This window comes from Thioalkalivibrio sp. ALE9 (genome assembly GCF_000377445.1).
GTDB lineage: Bacteria > Pseudomonadota > Gammaproteobacteria > Ectothiorhodospirales > Ectothiorhodospiraceae > Thioalkalivibrio.
The window spans coordinates 1-12,905 of sequence record NZ_KB898142.1 but is presented as its reverse complement, the minus strand read 5'-3'; the positions used below and the strand labels follow the sequence as shown (position 1 = coordinate 12,905).

The 12,905-nt window shown below is 66.9% G+C and carries 15 protein-coding genes; 6 read left to right on the top strand and 9 right to left on the bottom strand.

What is annotated here, in order from left to right; translation table 11 throughout:
• Nucleotides 1-509 precede the first annotated feature (509 nt).
• The 4 genes from D106_RS0114080 (at nucleotide 510) to D106_RS0114065 (ending at nucleotide 2,721) form a co-directional block, all read left to right on the top strand.
• Nucleotides 510-992, top strand: a complete 483-nt coding sequence (locus tag D106_RS0114080; protein ID WP_018876137.1) for a hypothetical protein — start codon at nucleotides 510-512, stop codon at nucleotides 990-992.
• Nucleotides 958-1,809, top strand: a complete 852-nt coding sequence (locus D106_RS0114075) for a secretin N-terminal domain-containing protein (protein ID WP_018880421.1) — start codon at nucleotides 958-960, stop codon at nucleotides 1,807-1,809. Before D106_RS0114080 ends, D106_RS0114075 begins: the two co-directional genes overlap by 35 nt.
• A 280-nt stretch (nucleotides 1,810-2,089) precedes the next feature.
• Nucleotides 2,090-2,341 (top strand): AbrB/MazE/SpoVT family DNA-binding domain-containing protein, encoded by a 252-nt coding sequence (locus tag D106_RS0114070; RefSeq protein ID WP_018877875.1) that lies wholly within the window; start codon nucleotides 2,090-2,092, stop codon nucleotides 2,339-2,341.
• Nucleotides 2,335-2,721 carry a type II toxin-antitoxin system PemK/MazF family toxin gene (locus D106_RS0114065; protein ID WP_255349380.1) on the top strand — a complete coding sequence of 129 codons (387 nt, stop codon included), beginning with the start codon at nucleotides 2,335-2,337 and terminating at the stop codon, nucleotides 2,719-2,721. Before D106_RS0114070 ends, D106_RS0114065 begins: the two co-directional genes overlap by 7 nt.
• A 56-nt stretch (nucleotides 2,722-2,777) precedes the next feature.
• On the opposite strand, the gene D106_RS14390 is transcribed toward D106_RS0114065, so the two are convergent.
• The 9 genes from D106_RS14390 to D106_RS0114020 all read right to left on the bottom strand — a co-directional run bounded on the left by D106_RS14390 (nucleotide 2,778) and on the right by D106_RS0114020 (nucleotide 11,821).
• Nucleotides 2,778-3,698: a transposase gene (locus D106_RS14390; protein ID WP_231372880.1), complete on the bottom strand. Its 921-nt coding sequence runs from the start codon at nucleotides 3,696-3,698 to the stop codon at nucleotides 2,778-2,780.
• 407 nt (nucleotides 3,699-4,105) lie between these two features.
• A complete protein-coding gene (locus D106_RS0114055) occupies nucleotides 4,106-5,173 on the bottom strand; it encodes a porin (RefSeq protein WP_018880418.1) in 1,068 nt (355 codons plus the stop codon).
• An 819-nt stretch (nucleotides 5,174-5,992) separates the two neighbouring features.
• Nucleotides 5,993-6,427, bottom strand: coding sequence for a type II toxin-antitoxin system VapC family toxin (locus D106_RS0114050; RefSeq protein ID WP_018880417.1), 435 nt, complete (start codon nucleotides 6,425-6,427; stop codon nucleotides 5,993-5,995).
• A complete protein-coding gene (locus tag D106_RS0114045) occupies nucleotides 6,427-6,678 on the bottom strand; it encodes a type II toxin-antitoxin system Phd/YefM family antitoxin (RefSeq protein ID WP_018880416.1) in 252 nt (83 codons plus the stop codon). The genes D106_RS0114050 and D106_RS0114045 overlap by 1 nt, the downstream gene beginning before the upstream one ends.
• Before the next feature lie 279 nt (nucleotides 6,679-6,957).
• Nucleotides 6,958-8,145, bottom strand: coding sequence for an FAD-dependent monooxygenase (locus tag D106_RS0114040; protein ID WP_018880415.1), 1,188 nt, complete (start codon nucleotides 8,143-8,145; stop codon nucleotides 6,958-6,960).
• Nucleotides 8,142-9,404, bottom strand: a complete 1,263-nt coding sequence (locus tag D106_RS0114035; RefSeq protein ID WP_018880414.1) for an FAD-dependent monooxygenase — start codon at nucleotides 9,402-9,404, stop codon at nucleotides 8,142-8,144. Before D106_RS0114035 ends, D106_RS0114040 begins: the two co-directional genes overlap by 4 nt.
• A gap of 163 nt (nucleotides 9,405-9,567) precedes the next feature.
• On the bottom strand, nucleotides 9,568-10,896 hold the full coding sequence (pepP, locus tag D106_RS0114030; RefSeq protein WP_018880413.1) for a Xaa-Pro aminopeptidase: 1,329 nt from the start codon (nucleotides 10,894-10,896) through the stop codon (nucleotides 9,568-9,570).
• 32 nt (nucleotides 10,897-10,928) lie between these two features.
• Nucleotides 10,929-11,534, bottom strand: a complete 606-nt coding sequence (locus tag D106_RS0114025) for a UPF0149 family protein (protein ID WP_018880412.1) — start codon at nucleotides 11,532-11,534, stop codon at nucleotides 10,929-10,931.
• Complete coding sequence (locus tag D106_RS0114020) at nucleotides 11,534-11,821, bottom strand: hypothetical protein (protein WP_017941481.1); 288 nt, start codon at nucleotides 11,819-11,821, stop codon at nucleotides 11,534-11,536. Before D106_RS0114020 ends, D106_RS0114025 begins: the two co-directional genes overlap by 1 nt.
• A 216-nt stretch (nucleotides 11,822-12,037) precedes the next feature.
• Between D106_RS0114020 and D106_RS0114015 the strand changes: the two genes are divergently transcribed.
• Nucleotides 12,038-12,265 carry a cell division protein ZapB gene (locus D106_RS0114015; RefSeq protein ID WP_024326430.1) on the top strand — a complete coding sequence of 76 codons (228 nt, stop codon included), beginning with the start codon at nucleotides 12,038-12,040 and terminating at the stop codon, nucleotides 12,263-12,265.
• On the top strand, nucleotides 12,262-12,564 hold the full coding sequence (locus tag D106_RS0114010; protein ID WP_018880410.1) for a cell division protein ZapA: 303 nt from the start codon (nucleotides 12,262-12,264) through the stop codon (nucleotides 12,562-12,564). Before D106_RS0114015 ends, D106_RS0114010 begins: the two co-directional genes overlap by 4 nt.
• Nucleotides 12,565-12,905: the final 341 nt, after the last annotated feature.

Genomic DNA, 12,905 nt, shown 5'->3' with positions numbered 1-12,905 from the left:
TCGGCCTTGCCGACATCGACCCCGATCCGATGCGTTGCCATCATCACACCTCCCGAGCTAGCTTGGAGTGGTCTGTCGGGGCCTCACCGAACGCTGGCTTGCCATCTATCGTCGGCCCCGAGCCGATCGATTCCTTATCGGCGTTTAAGGTGAGGGGTGGGACGAACTCTCCTACCGTCTGTGCCACAGGCCAGATGCCAGCTTCGTCCCTCCACCCCGACAGACCCTTTCTAGGCCTGCCACGGGTAAACATACAAGCCGGCTTGCCGGCGAAGCCCCTGCCCGCGTCTGACTTTGGCAGGGGCTTCGCCGGCAAGCCGGCTCCCACAGGGGATATGCACGGATCTCACAGATCTTGCCTATCCGCTTCTGCCACCGTACTCATATCTCTGATTCGCGCCCGAAACGCTCCCCTAACCCCCCCGGGGAACACGACCCGGAGCAATGATGCGAACCCACCCCCACTCCCCTATGCTGAGGGAAGGACCCTCAACCCGAGCGAGACTCCGATGACCGCCCCCGAACGCGACCCGACCCTGATCGACGCCGAGGCCCTGCTGGCCGAGCTCCTGGCCGCCACCCGCCGACGCCTCTGGCTGCATGCCCGCGTCGCCCTGCTGGCCGAGATCGCCGGGCCCGACCTGGGCGCGGAACTGGCCGGGATCGCACGCCGCCACCGGCATACCGACATCCGCCTGCTGGTCGACGACGACCTGGCGCTCAAGGAACAGCTTCCGAGCCTGGTGGAAAGCATCAAACGCCTGCCCAGCGCCGTCTCGGTGCGCCGCCTGGAGGCCGCCGAGGAAAGCCCGCTGACCGTCACCGCGATTGCCGACCACAGCGGCTGGATGCAGCTCACCCAGGCCGGCGGGCGCCGCATACTGCGCGGCGACGTCGACGATCGGCCGGGCACCCAGCGCGCCGTCCAGGACTTCGAGGCCAACTGGAGTCTCAGCGATGAAGCCGTCGAACTCCGCCGCCTCCTCGTCTGAGCCGCCCGACATGACCGAGCGGCGTTACCTCCTGCGAGCCGCCCTCGCGCTGGCGGCTGGCACCCTGCTCCCCGGCCTCGCCGGTGCACGCGACACCCACGCCGAGGTCGCCGTGCTGCCGCTGCAACACCGACCGGCGAACAGCCTGCTGCCCGAGCTGCAGGCCCTGTTCGGCGACACCGCCACCCTGCGCGGCGACGGCTTCCGGCTGCTGGTACGCGCCGACGCCCGCACCCTGCAACAGATCCGCGAAGTCGTCGCCGAACTCGACACGCCGGCCCAGGACCTCGTCCTCTCCGTACGCCGCCACCGCGACGCCCCGCGCACCGAACGCGGCACCGGCCTCGAGTTCGAGAGCGGCCCGGAGGGCACCGAGGGCCGCATCTCCAGCCAGCGGCTGCGCACCACCCGCCGCGACGACCAGACCCAGCACCTGCGCCTGCGCGAAGGCACCGAGGCCATCATCCTGGTCGGCGAGACCCGCGCCGCCGGCTTCCGCATCCTCCACGGCCGCGCCGGCGTCGGCCTCGAACCCCTGCTGCAGGACACCGCCCGCGGCTTCCGCGTGCGCCCCCAGGTCCAGCCCGACGGCCGCATCCGCGTCGCCATCTCTCAGCTCCACGAACGCCCCCTCCCGCGCGGCGCCGTGGACCGCGACGCCATCGACACGCAACTCACGCTGGAGCCGGGCACCTGGCACACCCTCGGCGGCGTCCACACCGAAACCGACGTCACGGAACGCGGCCTCGCCTCCCGCCGCACCACCCGCGACCGCGACACCCTCACCCTCGAAATTCGCGTCGATCCCGCCCGCTAGCCCGCTCCCATGATGCGATTCGCTTCGCTCATCGGCATCCTACGGAATAGCACTGCCCGTAGGGTGCGTTGACCCCGCGAAACGCACCCACAACGGCGGGAGTCACCCCTTCGACCAAACCCGCCAGATGGCACGCCGACACACCCGATCATCGTCCCGGAAACCGCAACGCGGTTATCCGGGATGTCCCCCGCCCGCCCGAACATACCCCTCTGGCACGCCCCCACACCGTGGTGATACAGTCGTTTAAACAATGTCTATACATCTTGCGGGTGGAGCAATGGCCGAGACACGACTGAACATCAAGCGCTGGGGCAACAATCTGGGCGTCCGGCTTCCTGCGGCCATCGCGCGCGCAGCGCAACTGGAGGCGGACCAATCCGTGATCGTCTCCGTCGAAGGCAACCAGATCGTAATCCGTCCGGAAACCACTCCATCCATGAGCCTGGAGGAACGCCTGAAAGGATTCGACCCGGACAAGCATGGCGGCGAGGCCATGTGCACGGACGTGATTGGAAATGAACGATGGTAAAGCGTGCAGCACCCAAGGACTGGGTACCCCGGCGCCGTGACGTCATCTGGATAGACTGCAACCCTCAGGCCGGGCGGGAAATGCGAGATATTCACCCCTTTCTCGTCCTGTCGCCGACCCAATTCAACGCCCGCACCTCGCTGGTTCTGGGGCTCCCCATGACCACTGCCGATTACAATGCGACCAACCCCTTCGCCGTGGTGGCGGGCACGACGCCGGATGCAAGAACCAGCTACATCCTCTGCCACCAGGTAAAGTCCTTCGACTGGCGCCAACGCAACGCGACACCCCATCCAGCCGGACAAGTGCCGCAGGGGACCTATCAGGAAGCCTGCGCGGTCCTCAACCAGATCCTCGAACTCTGCCCCGATCCCGCCTAGCGGGGAACCGACGGAGTCAAACCTTGCCTTTTGCCCCCGCGCACGAACCGACGGGGTCAGACCTTGACTTTTGCCCCCGCGGACACGATTCGACTCACTCGCGAAAAATGCAGACCGAAAGTGGAACCGACGGGGTCAAACCTTGCCTTTTGCCCGGACACGATTCGACTCACTCGCGAAAAATGCAGACCGAAATAGTCACCGATAGCTTTCAGCGTGTAGCCACCGGACGCATACGCGCGCCGAATGGCTTCATTCCTCGGGAAGCTTGCCTCCAGGAATTCGAGCGTCGGCGGCACAGGCCGCTGCTGGGCCTTGGGGTATTCCGGGTCCAAGTCCAGCCTGCCGGACTGACCTGCCAGCCGCGCCTCGACAAAGGCCTCGGAGCCAAGAAATAGCTGCGCATGCAGATCATTCCAGGGGGAGGTACGTCCGATTCCCTCATGGACAAACCGCCGATAGGCCTGCTGTCGGGAGGCGGCCGGGCCGAATTCGTCCAGCACGCGATCCGTCGATAGCCACGAGACGGCGTCCGAAAGGCCCGCGGTGGGCCGGTAGCTGCTCCACTCCCAGTCCGCAGGATCGTCGATCAGATGCGCACGCACCGGATTGAGGACGATGTAGCGCGCCAATTCCAGAAGATACGACTCGCGCTCGACCAGGATCGCCTTGTACCGGCCTTGAAGCACATGACCCACACGCCGGTGACGGCGGTTGAACCGCTGCGTGTAAACGCCGTTCAGCCACTGCATCCCCCGGCCCAGGTTCGCATCCGGCGTCTCTACCAGAAGGTGATAGTGGTTGCCCATCAGGCAGTACGAAAAGACCACCCAGTTGAATCGCTCGATTGCTCGCGCCAGCGTTTCTTCGAAGCGCCGATGGTCAACGTCATCCAGATAGATCCAGTCCCGCCGATTGCCGCGCGCCGTCACGTGATACAGCGCCCACGGATACTCCAATCGCACCGATCGAGCCATCCCTGCTCTCTCCAGCTTGTCCCTGACAATCGCTAGTACACCCTAAATCAGACCGTACCAACAACCTGATTCCTGCCGGCCTACCGCTTGCCCCGAAATTCCAACCGGGCGAACGAGAACCCCGAGGGGCAAAAGGCAAGGTTTGACCCCGTTGTCGGGGCGTTTGGCCCCGTTGTCGGGGCGTTGTCTCGAAGCTGGGATTCACCGACGCCAAATGAAGCCAGTCGCTCGGCACTGCACCTACACGGCACATGCCAGCTAGCGCCCGGGTGGCGAACCCACCAGCCTCAAACATACAAAAGGCCCCGAACGGGGCCGAAAGATACACACAAAAAACGGGGCCCCTGGGGGCCCCGCAAAACAAGCTACAAACTTGTTGTTATACCGCTTGGAAGCAGTGGTTGCCCTTAGAAGGACACCCGCAGACCACCACCGACGCCGGTGAACGAGTAATCGTCTACCAGGCCGTTGTTAGCCGGAGCCGCCGGAGCGCCCGTGAGGCCCGCGTTCTCGTCGAAGCTCGAGTACGAGACACCGGCGAACGCCATCACACGATTGGTGAAGTTATGCTTCACCGCGATGGCCGCGAAATCGGTGTTGTTATTGCTGCCATCCAGATTCGTATGGCCCAGGCTCAGCACGAAGTCGTTACGACCCATGGTGTAGACACCGGACACGAAGTAGGTGTTGCCCTTGAAGTCGCCAGCGCCAGCCGGGTCAACCTTGAAGTCTTCGACCTCACCCACGACGCGGAAAGGACCAGACTTCCAGTCTGCACCGATCTTGCTAGCGCGGAAATCGGTATTCACAAGGCCAGCCGGGGAGTAGTCATCGGCATTGGTGTGGGCCACGTACAGGTCTACCGGACCGATATCGAAGTTCAGGCGACCGGAAAGCGCCGTGTTGCTGTCATCAGCGTTATCAATGGCGGCAGCCACGTTCAGGCTGACCATACCGAAGCTGTTGCTGTAAGCCAGCACTCGATCCAGGTAAGAACCGTTGCCCAGACCACCGAAATCAGCCGGGCCGAGACGGCCACCGCCGGCACGAGCCTGCATGAAGGTGCCATTCAGCGGATCCTTGCCAGCGGTGCTGTAGGGCATGCTCATCCGACCTGCAGTCACACGGCCAAAGTCACCATCGATACCCACGTAGACGTCACGTGCGCGACCATTCTGCCCGATGCCTTCCGTGGTACGAACATCCTGCTCGATTTTCAAGAGGCCCGTCAGACCATTGCCCAGGTCGTGGTTGGCAAGGAAACCAATACGGTTGGGGCCGTTACCGTCAGAGGCCCAACCAGCAGCGCCGGCATCCTGCATGCGGAAGCCGCTGTCAAAGCCGTCGGGACCGCCGCTATGATGGACGATCTGCGTCTGCAGCTGGCCGAACAGGGTGACGTTGGAGTCGGCGGCGGCGAAGGCCGGGACTGCGAAGGCGCCGGCAACGGCGACTGCGAGAATCTGTTTTTTCATGTTGCGTATCTCCCAGGAGAGGTATGTGTTCGTTTCTACGCCTGCATCCACGGTCGATGCCGCGAATGACAGGTGTTTTATATACACCACGGTGTCTCGTTTCAACCCCTCGGCGGGAAAAAATTGCCACAGTGCGGGGGTATCCGTGACCGGGAGCGCTTTTTGGTAGATCAACGACTTGCGTGCGGAGGCTTCGAGGGCGCTTGAATTGGTTTGCAACATGCTGAATTACTGGGTTAATGGGCTACAGCTTATGATTTCCCCGCGGGACGTGGCGAGAATTCGATCAGGTTTTGCTTATTTTTCTCGGGTTTGCGGGGGCCGTGGCATTTTTCGGATCTGAAGGGGCCGGATCGTCGGGTCGGATGCGTTGGGTTTTTGCAACAAGCGATGGTTTGGGCCGGGTCATGGACGGGGTGTTGCGGAAAGCAGACAGCGTGTGCGGCGGTATGAGCGTGGGTCGTGACGACTAGAGGGTTTTCGGGCTTTGGCGGGGGCTTCGCGGGCGAGCCCGCTCCCACAGGGTGGAAGGAAAGAAAGGGAGAGGCTGGTAGCCGGGCGCAGGCCGGAGGTTCGAGGGGAGGGCCTCTCGTTCGGTCGTCCCGGAAACCACGCTGGGGTTATCCGGAACCTCGTGCCTGGGTGGTAGTAGGTACGCCGGGTATCGCTCCAAGGCTGGTGGTCCCGGCTCTTCGCTTCGGTGCGGCCGGGATGCCGACGGGGGCGGATACGGGCGGCGCATGCTGCTGGGGAGGGTCGAGGGTGACAGCGCTGGCTACGGCGATCCGATTGAAACTCGACGCGGGATGGCCTGAACCGTCAGGTGGTGCTCGAAAACACAGCGACCCCGGCTCGGCGAGCCGCGGTGATCAGGGCTTGGTCCAGTGTAGCGAAGGTGGCGCCGTACTGAAGCGCGAGTGCGAGATAGGAGGCATCGTACGCGGAAAGGCCATAACGCCTGGCCAGTTGAAGCGTAAGGCCGAAGACCGGATCGATGCCGCCCGGATCAACGGCCACCATGAGATCCTGCAGTAGCGCGAGGAAACGCGTGGTTTCAGCTTCAGTCACCAGGCCCTGGCTTTCCGCACGGGCGACCACGTTGGCGACCTCCAACGGCCAGACGGATGGCGCGATCAGACGGATATCGCCCGACTCGATGGAACGCAGGACCGTTGCCGCGACTTCCTGGTCGGCGGGACTACCATCGGACAGCAACCAGCGCATCACGATGGAATTGTCGAACACGAGATCCATCAGTCACGCCCCGACTCGACCAGGGCCTTGATATCCACTGCCCCGCGCGCTGGAGCCTCGGCCATCAGCTGCCGGAGACTCCGCGCGGCCTGCACACGCCTGGGCGCATCGTCCTCCTCCAGTGGTACAAGCGCAGCCACAGGACGGCCCCGCTGCGTGATGGTAAAACGCCCGCCCGCCTGCACCTTTCGGAGGAAACCGGAAAGGTGTGTCTTGGCATCGTGAGCCCCGATGATTTCGTGATGAGACATGGCTGCACCCCAATGGACCGGTGGGTGGACTGGTTGATATCAATATAGCACGCACAAAAACCTGTGGCGGCGCGCGGGTAAGAGGTTGATAGCGCCGATGAAGAGCCCCGGCTTTGGCGGGGGCTTCGCGGGCAAGCCCGCTCCTACGCGGCTTCAGGCAACGGCACCCGTGGGAGGCTGCTTGCAGGCGAAGCGCCTGCCCGTGCCGACCTTTGGCAGGGGCTTCGCCGCCAAGGCGGACGGAGAAGATTCGGCGGTTGGGTAGCCGCGCGTTTGGGGCTAGTCGAGGCCGAAGGCGCGCAGGGCGAAGCGGCGTTTTAGCGGGGTCGCCTGGTCGACCAGGCTGATGCCGAGGCCGCGCAGTTCGGGGAGGCCGGCGGCGTGAGTGCCGAAGATCAGGCGGAAGCCGTCCATCGCGCGCTGCATGAAGGCGTTCTCTGCGCGGCGGTCACGGGTGTAGGCGCGCAGGACTGTCTCCGCACCCGGGTCGCGGCGGGCGGGGCCGTGCAGGCGCTCGACCAGGGCGCGGGCGTCGGCCAGGCCGAGGTTCAGGCCCTGGCCGGCCAGCGGGTGGATGGTGTGGGCGGCATCGCCTGCCAGCGCGACGCGGCCGGCGTGGTAGTCGCGGGCATGGCGCGCCACCAGCGGGAAGCTGGCGCGCCGGGAGGTGTCGGTGACGACACCCAGGCGGTGGTCGATCGCCTCTGCCAGCGCCGCGCAGAATCCAGCGTCGTCCAGCGCCAGCGTTGCGTCCGCCTGGTGCTCGGGCTGGGACCAGACGATGGAGCTGCGCCCATCCGCCAGTGGCAGGAACGCGATGATCTGGTCGTCGACGAAGCGCTGCCAGGCGGTGTCCTCGTGCGGGCGCTCGGTGGTCACGGTCGCGACCACGCCGCGGGCGTGATAGTCCTGCTCGCGCACCGGGATGCCCATGCGGTGGCGTAGTGGGGACTGCGCACCGTCGGCCGCGACCACCAAACGGGCGGAGGCGAGCCGCGCGTGCTGCGGTCCGTAGAGGTCGACCCGATCCGGGCGCGCATCCACGCTCTTCCATTCGGTCTCCGGCCACAGGTCGACACCGGCGGCCTCAAGCTCGGCCCACAGCACGGCCTCCAGTGCCGCGTGCTCGACGGTCCAGCCCAGCGCCGGCACGCCCAGCTCGTCGGCATCGAAGCGGATATGCCCCGGGCCGTGCGCGTCCCATACGCTCATGCCGGAGAAGGCGTGGGCGCGGCGCGCCTCCAGCGCGTCCTGCACGCCCAGTGTGTCGAGGAAGTCCATCGAGGCGATGTTCAGCGTGGCCACCCGCGTGACGGGCGTGGCGTCAGTAAAGGTGGGCGCGGCGCTGCGTTCCAGCAGCCCCACGCGCAGGCCCTGGCGCGCCGCGCCCAGCGCGATAGCGCCGCCGACGGCACCGGCACCGACCACGAGCAGGTCCAGCACCTCGCCTGTGGGGCGTGCGCTCATGCCGCGCCCTCCACATCCGGCCGGGCCAAATGGCGGGCCGTGTGGCGCGGCAACGGGCCCAGGCCCATGGCGGCCCGTGCGATCCGATCCCGCGCCGGGCGCAGGCGGTCGACGGCCATCATGCCGCTGCCCAGCGCATGCCCGCGCAGGCCGGCCGCGTGCAGCATGCCGCGGGCCAGGAAATCGGTCGTGGCGACCACGCCGGTCACGTCGCGTCGGCGGGCCTGCGCATAGGCTTCGAGCGTGGCCGCCGCGCCGGGGTCGGTCACGAAACGCGGGGTGCCGTCCGGCTCGCGCCCGTCGCGCAGTGCGCCCAGCAGTGTGGCGACATCGCGCAGGGACAGGTTCAGCCCCTGCCCCGCCACCGGGTGCACTGCGTGCGCGGCATTGCCCAGCAACAGCGCGCGTTCCGCGACCGGCTCGGGGGCGTGCACCCGCTCCAGCGGAAAACGCACCACGCGGCTGGCCGGGCGCAGGCGGCCCAGGCTCCAGCCGAAACGGGCCTGCAGCTCGCGCAGGCGCTCGGCCTCGTCCAGTTTCAGGCGGCGCTCGCAGGCCTCCGGCGGGGCCACCCAGACGACGTTCATGCGCCCGTCCGCCTGCGGCAGCAAGGCCAGCGGCCCCTCGTCGGTAAAGCGCTCGAAGGCCTGGCCGTTGTGCGGCCGCGCCGGCTGCACGTCAAAGACCAGGGCATCCGCCGCGTAACGCAGGCGGTTCACCGGCAGACCCAGGGCCTTGCGCGTGGGGGACTGGATGCCGTCGGCGGCCAGGATCAGGCGGGCGGCCCAGGTGTCCTCGCCTTCGACGCCGTCGATGCGCAGCACGCGGCGCCCATCCGTCACGTCCCCCACGCCCGCCAGCGTGGACTGGTAGCGCACATCCACACCGGCGTCGCGACAGGCCGCGTCCAGCATCGGCTCCAGCGCGACGGCCGGCACCACCTGCCCGAGGGCCTGGCGGCCATGGTCGGCGGCATTCAGATGCACCCGCCCCAGCCCGCCGCGACGGCTGACGACGATGGAGCGGATCGCGGTCGCCCGTTCCGCCAGCGGCGCCCAGTACCCGAGATCGTCGAGGAACTGCACCGAGCCGGCCGCCAGGGCATAGCCACGGGTGTCGTTGGCGTGTGCATCCGGCGCGGGTGGTGCCCCGCGCTCGAACAGCGTGACCGCATAGCCCGCACGCGCCAGAGTGCAGGCGGCGAGGCCGCCGACAGGCCCGCCGCCGACGATGGCGATGTCGCAGGTGTTTGTAGTCAAGACTCACCCCGCAAGGGTGGGTCCGACGCCCCATTCGCCTGCAAGCAGGCTCCCACGGAGGATCGTGCATGCTGCTTCCTGTAGGAGCCTGCTTGCAGGCGAATCGCCCCGGTCCGGACTCCGGGTCGTTCACGAAAAAGGAAGAGACGATGGGCGGGCATGGTCAGTCCCAGCCCGGGAGGTCGCCGGCCATGCAGGCCTCGATGTCGGCGACGGTCTTGGGGCAGTCGGCGGTGAGGATCTCGAAGCCGTCGCGGGTGACGGCGACGTCGTCCTCGATGCGCACGCCGATGCCGCGCAGTTCCTTCGGCGCATCACTGTAGGGCCCGAAATAAAGCCCGGGTTCCACTGTCATCACCATGCCGGGTTCGAGCTGGCGCCAGGCGTCGCCGACGCGGTAGTCGCCGACATCGTGCACGTCCAGCCCCAGCCAGTGCCCGGTGCGGTGCATATAGAACGGGCGGTAGGCCTGGTCGCGGATCAGCTTGTCCAGGCGGCCCTTGAGCACGCCCAGCTCCTTGAGCCCGCGGGTCAGTTCGCGCACGGCGGTGGCGTGCGGGGTGTCCCAGTCATTGCCCGGGCGTACCTGTTCGATCGCGGCGAGCTGGGCGGCCAGCACGCACTCGTAGACCTCGCGCTGGCGTTCGTCGAAACGACCGGAGACCGGAAAGGTGCGGGTGATGTCGGACGCATAGCCCTGCACCTCGCAGCCGGCGTCGATCAGCAGGAGGTCACCGGCGTTCAGTTCCGCGCGGTTCTCGATGTAGTGCAGGATACAGCCGTTCTCGCCGCCACCGACGATGGAGGGATACGCGGTCTCGGTTCCGTAGCGGTGGAACTCGTGCAGCAGCTCGGCCTCCACCGCGAACTCGGTCACCCCCGGCCGGCAGGCCTGCATCGCGCGCACATGCGCCTGCGAGGAGATCGCGGCCGCGTGGCGCATCAATTTGAGCTCGGGGGCCTTCTTGAACAGCCGCTGCTCGTGCAGGTGGTGCTCCACCGCGACGAACTCGTGCGGTGCACGCACGCCGTTGCGGGCCTTGGCCCGTACACGGTTCACCCAACCGAACAGGCGCTGGTCCAGCGGCTCGTCGCGCCCGAACGGGGCGGCCAGCACGGCGCGGTTCTCCATCAGCCCCGGCAGGATCTCGTCGATGTCCTCGATCGGGAAGGCGCACTCGGCCCCATGGGTCTCCATCGCACCGTCCGGCCCGGCGCGGCGGCCCTGCCAGGTCTCCTGGGTCGGGTCGCGGTCGCGGCAGAACAGGATGTATTCGCCAGCCGGCCGCCCCGGCACCAGCACCGCCACCGCATCCGGCTCCGGGAAGCCGGTCAGGTAAAGGAAGTCGCTGTCCTGACGGAAGGGATACTCGACATCCCGGTTGCGGGTGCGCTCGTGAGCGGCAGGAACGACGATGATCGCCTCGGGTCCGAGCGCCCGCATCAGACGCTGGCGGCGCCGGGCGAACTCGCCCTGGGGGATCTCCGGCATCCGGCCCGGCCGGGGGGCTTGTCGCGTTCGCGTCATTGCATCGGGATCCGTTTCGGGTCGTCCGGGGCCAGCTCGTCGGCGATCAGCAAAACGCCCACGCGCACATACTCATTAAGCTCCTCGAAGGCGGCGGCGTTTTCCTCGTCGTCGTCGGGCTCCAGTTCGATGCGCGCGATCTCCGCGAAATCACGCAGGATCTCGCTGGCCTCGGCCGAGGGCTTCAGCTTACCCAAACGCGGCGTCTGCCCCAGCCCGGCGATGAAGCCGTCCACCCATTCCGACAGGGCCTGCGCCTGCGCCTCGATGGCTTCGTCCTCCGGCAGCAGTGGGCCGAAGCCCAGTTCCACGTCATACAGCTGGGCCAGCAGCGCGCGCCGGATCGCCTCCACGGTCTTGCCGAAGCGGTCCCCCGCGCCTTCGGTCAGCGGCAGGGCCTCGCCCAGGCTGCGCACCAGAGCGTCGACGTCGGCGCCCGGGTCCGCCACCAGGCAGCCGGTGAACAGCCCGTGGGCGGAGGCCGGCGTCTGCGCGAAGCCCATGCTGCGCAGTCCGTGCTCCAGCTGTTCGCGCAGGGCGACGGGATCGCGCTCCAGCCCATCCTGCGCCTTCGCGTTGCCGGTGCCTGGGTCGCCGACCATCAGAAGCTCTCCAGCCGCGCTTCGTAAGGGAAGAGCAGAAAGCGATAGAGATCGTCACCCACCTGCAGGTGCGTAAACTGCGGCTCGCCCAGCTTGATCGCGCTGGAACCGGTGGAGGACAGCATATTGAGACCGAAGCGTTTCTCTTCGATCAAGGCGTTCAACAGCTGCTCCAGCTCCGCGTGCGGCACGGTCCCCGTGTTGTCGACGATCCGGCACGGCTTTCCGTTATGGGCCGTGCCCTCGATCACGGTGGCCTCGGGGCCGGGTTCGGGGGGCTGGGTCATGGGCAGCAACACTTTCTGGGAACGGGATTCGCCGTATTGTGGCCAGCGCGGGCACCGGGCCGCAACAAACCCCGGTGCCACAAGTGTGCGATCCCCAAAAAGTGAATGTGTTCCAGCAAGAAGATGAGCCAAGTTGACGCTTCGCGCGAAGCCCTCCTAGACTCCATGAATCACACGCCCTGCGGCGAAGGCCGCCTGCCAACCGGGACCGAGGCCATGCAGCCGAACGACGATTCCGCGATCGACCCGACCGAACGCCTGGAGGCCGCCATCACGCGCCTGCTGGAGGAGCACGCGGCCCTGCGCGAAGAAAACCACCTCCTGCAGGAGCAGGTCCGCCAGCTCAAGGGCGAGCGCGCGGCCTTCAAGGAGCGCAATGAGCAGGCGCGCCACCGGGTCGAGAACATGATCGCGCGCCTGCGCTCGATGGAGCACAGCGAATGAGCCAATCCGAACCCGTCCGCGTCTCCATCATGGGCAAGGAGTACCAGATCGCCTGCCCGCCCGACGAGCGCGCCGACCTGTTTGCCTCCGCGTCGCTGATTGACGAGCGCATGCGCGAGCTGCGCGACGGCGGGCGCATCGTCGGCGCCGAGCGCATCGCGGTGATGGTGGCGCTGAATCTGGCGCACGAGCTGCTGGAATGCCAGCAGCAGAAGGCCGGTGGCGACTCCGCCGGCAGTTCGGCGCGACTGGTCGCCCTCGCCGACCGCATCGAACAAACCCTGGGCTCGTCGCGCTAGCGCCATCGACGGCGCCCCGCCGCCCTCCCCTTTTCCCGGCCATGCCCGGCCCGGGGATGGCCCGCCACCCTCTACCCCATAATCATCATCCGGCGTTTTCGGAGGATTCGGTCGGCCGCCTGCCTCGTGGTGGCTGGTCCTGGTTCGTCCTCCGGTGTTTAGGGTGCCTTCGGTCCGCAACCTGCCGATTTTTGGCTAGGCCTGGTTCGTCCTCTGGTGTTTACGTGCCTTCGATCCACATACTGCCGTGCGCTGACTCGCCAGCGCGCCCCGAGTGACTTCTTTGCTCGTGCAAAGAAGTCACCAAGAAACACGCCCGACTGCCGCGACCCCGGCCCGCT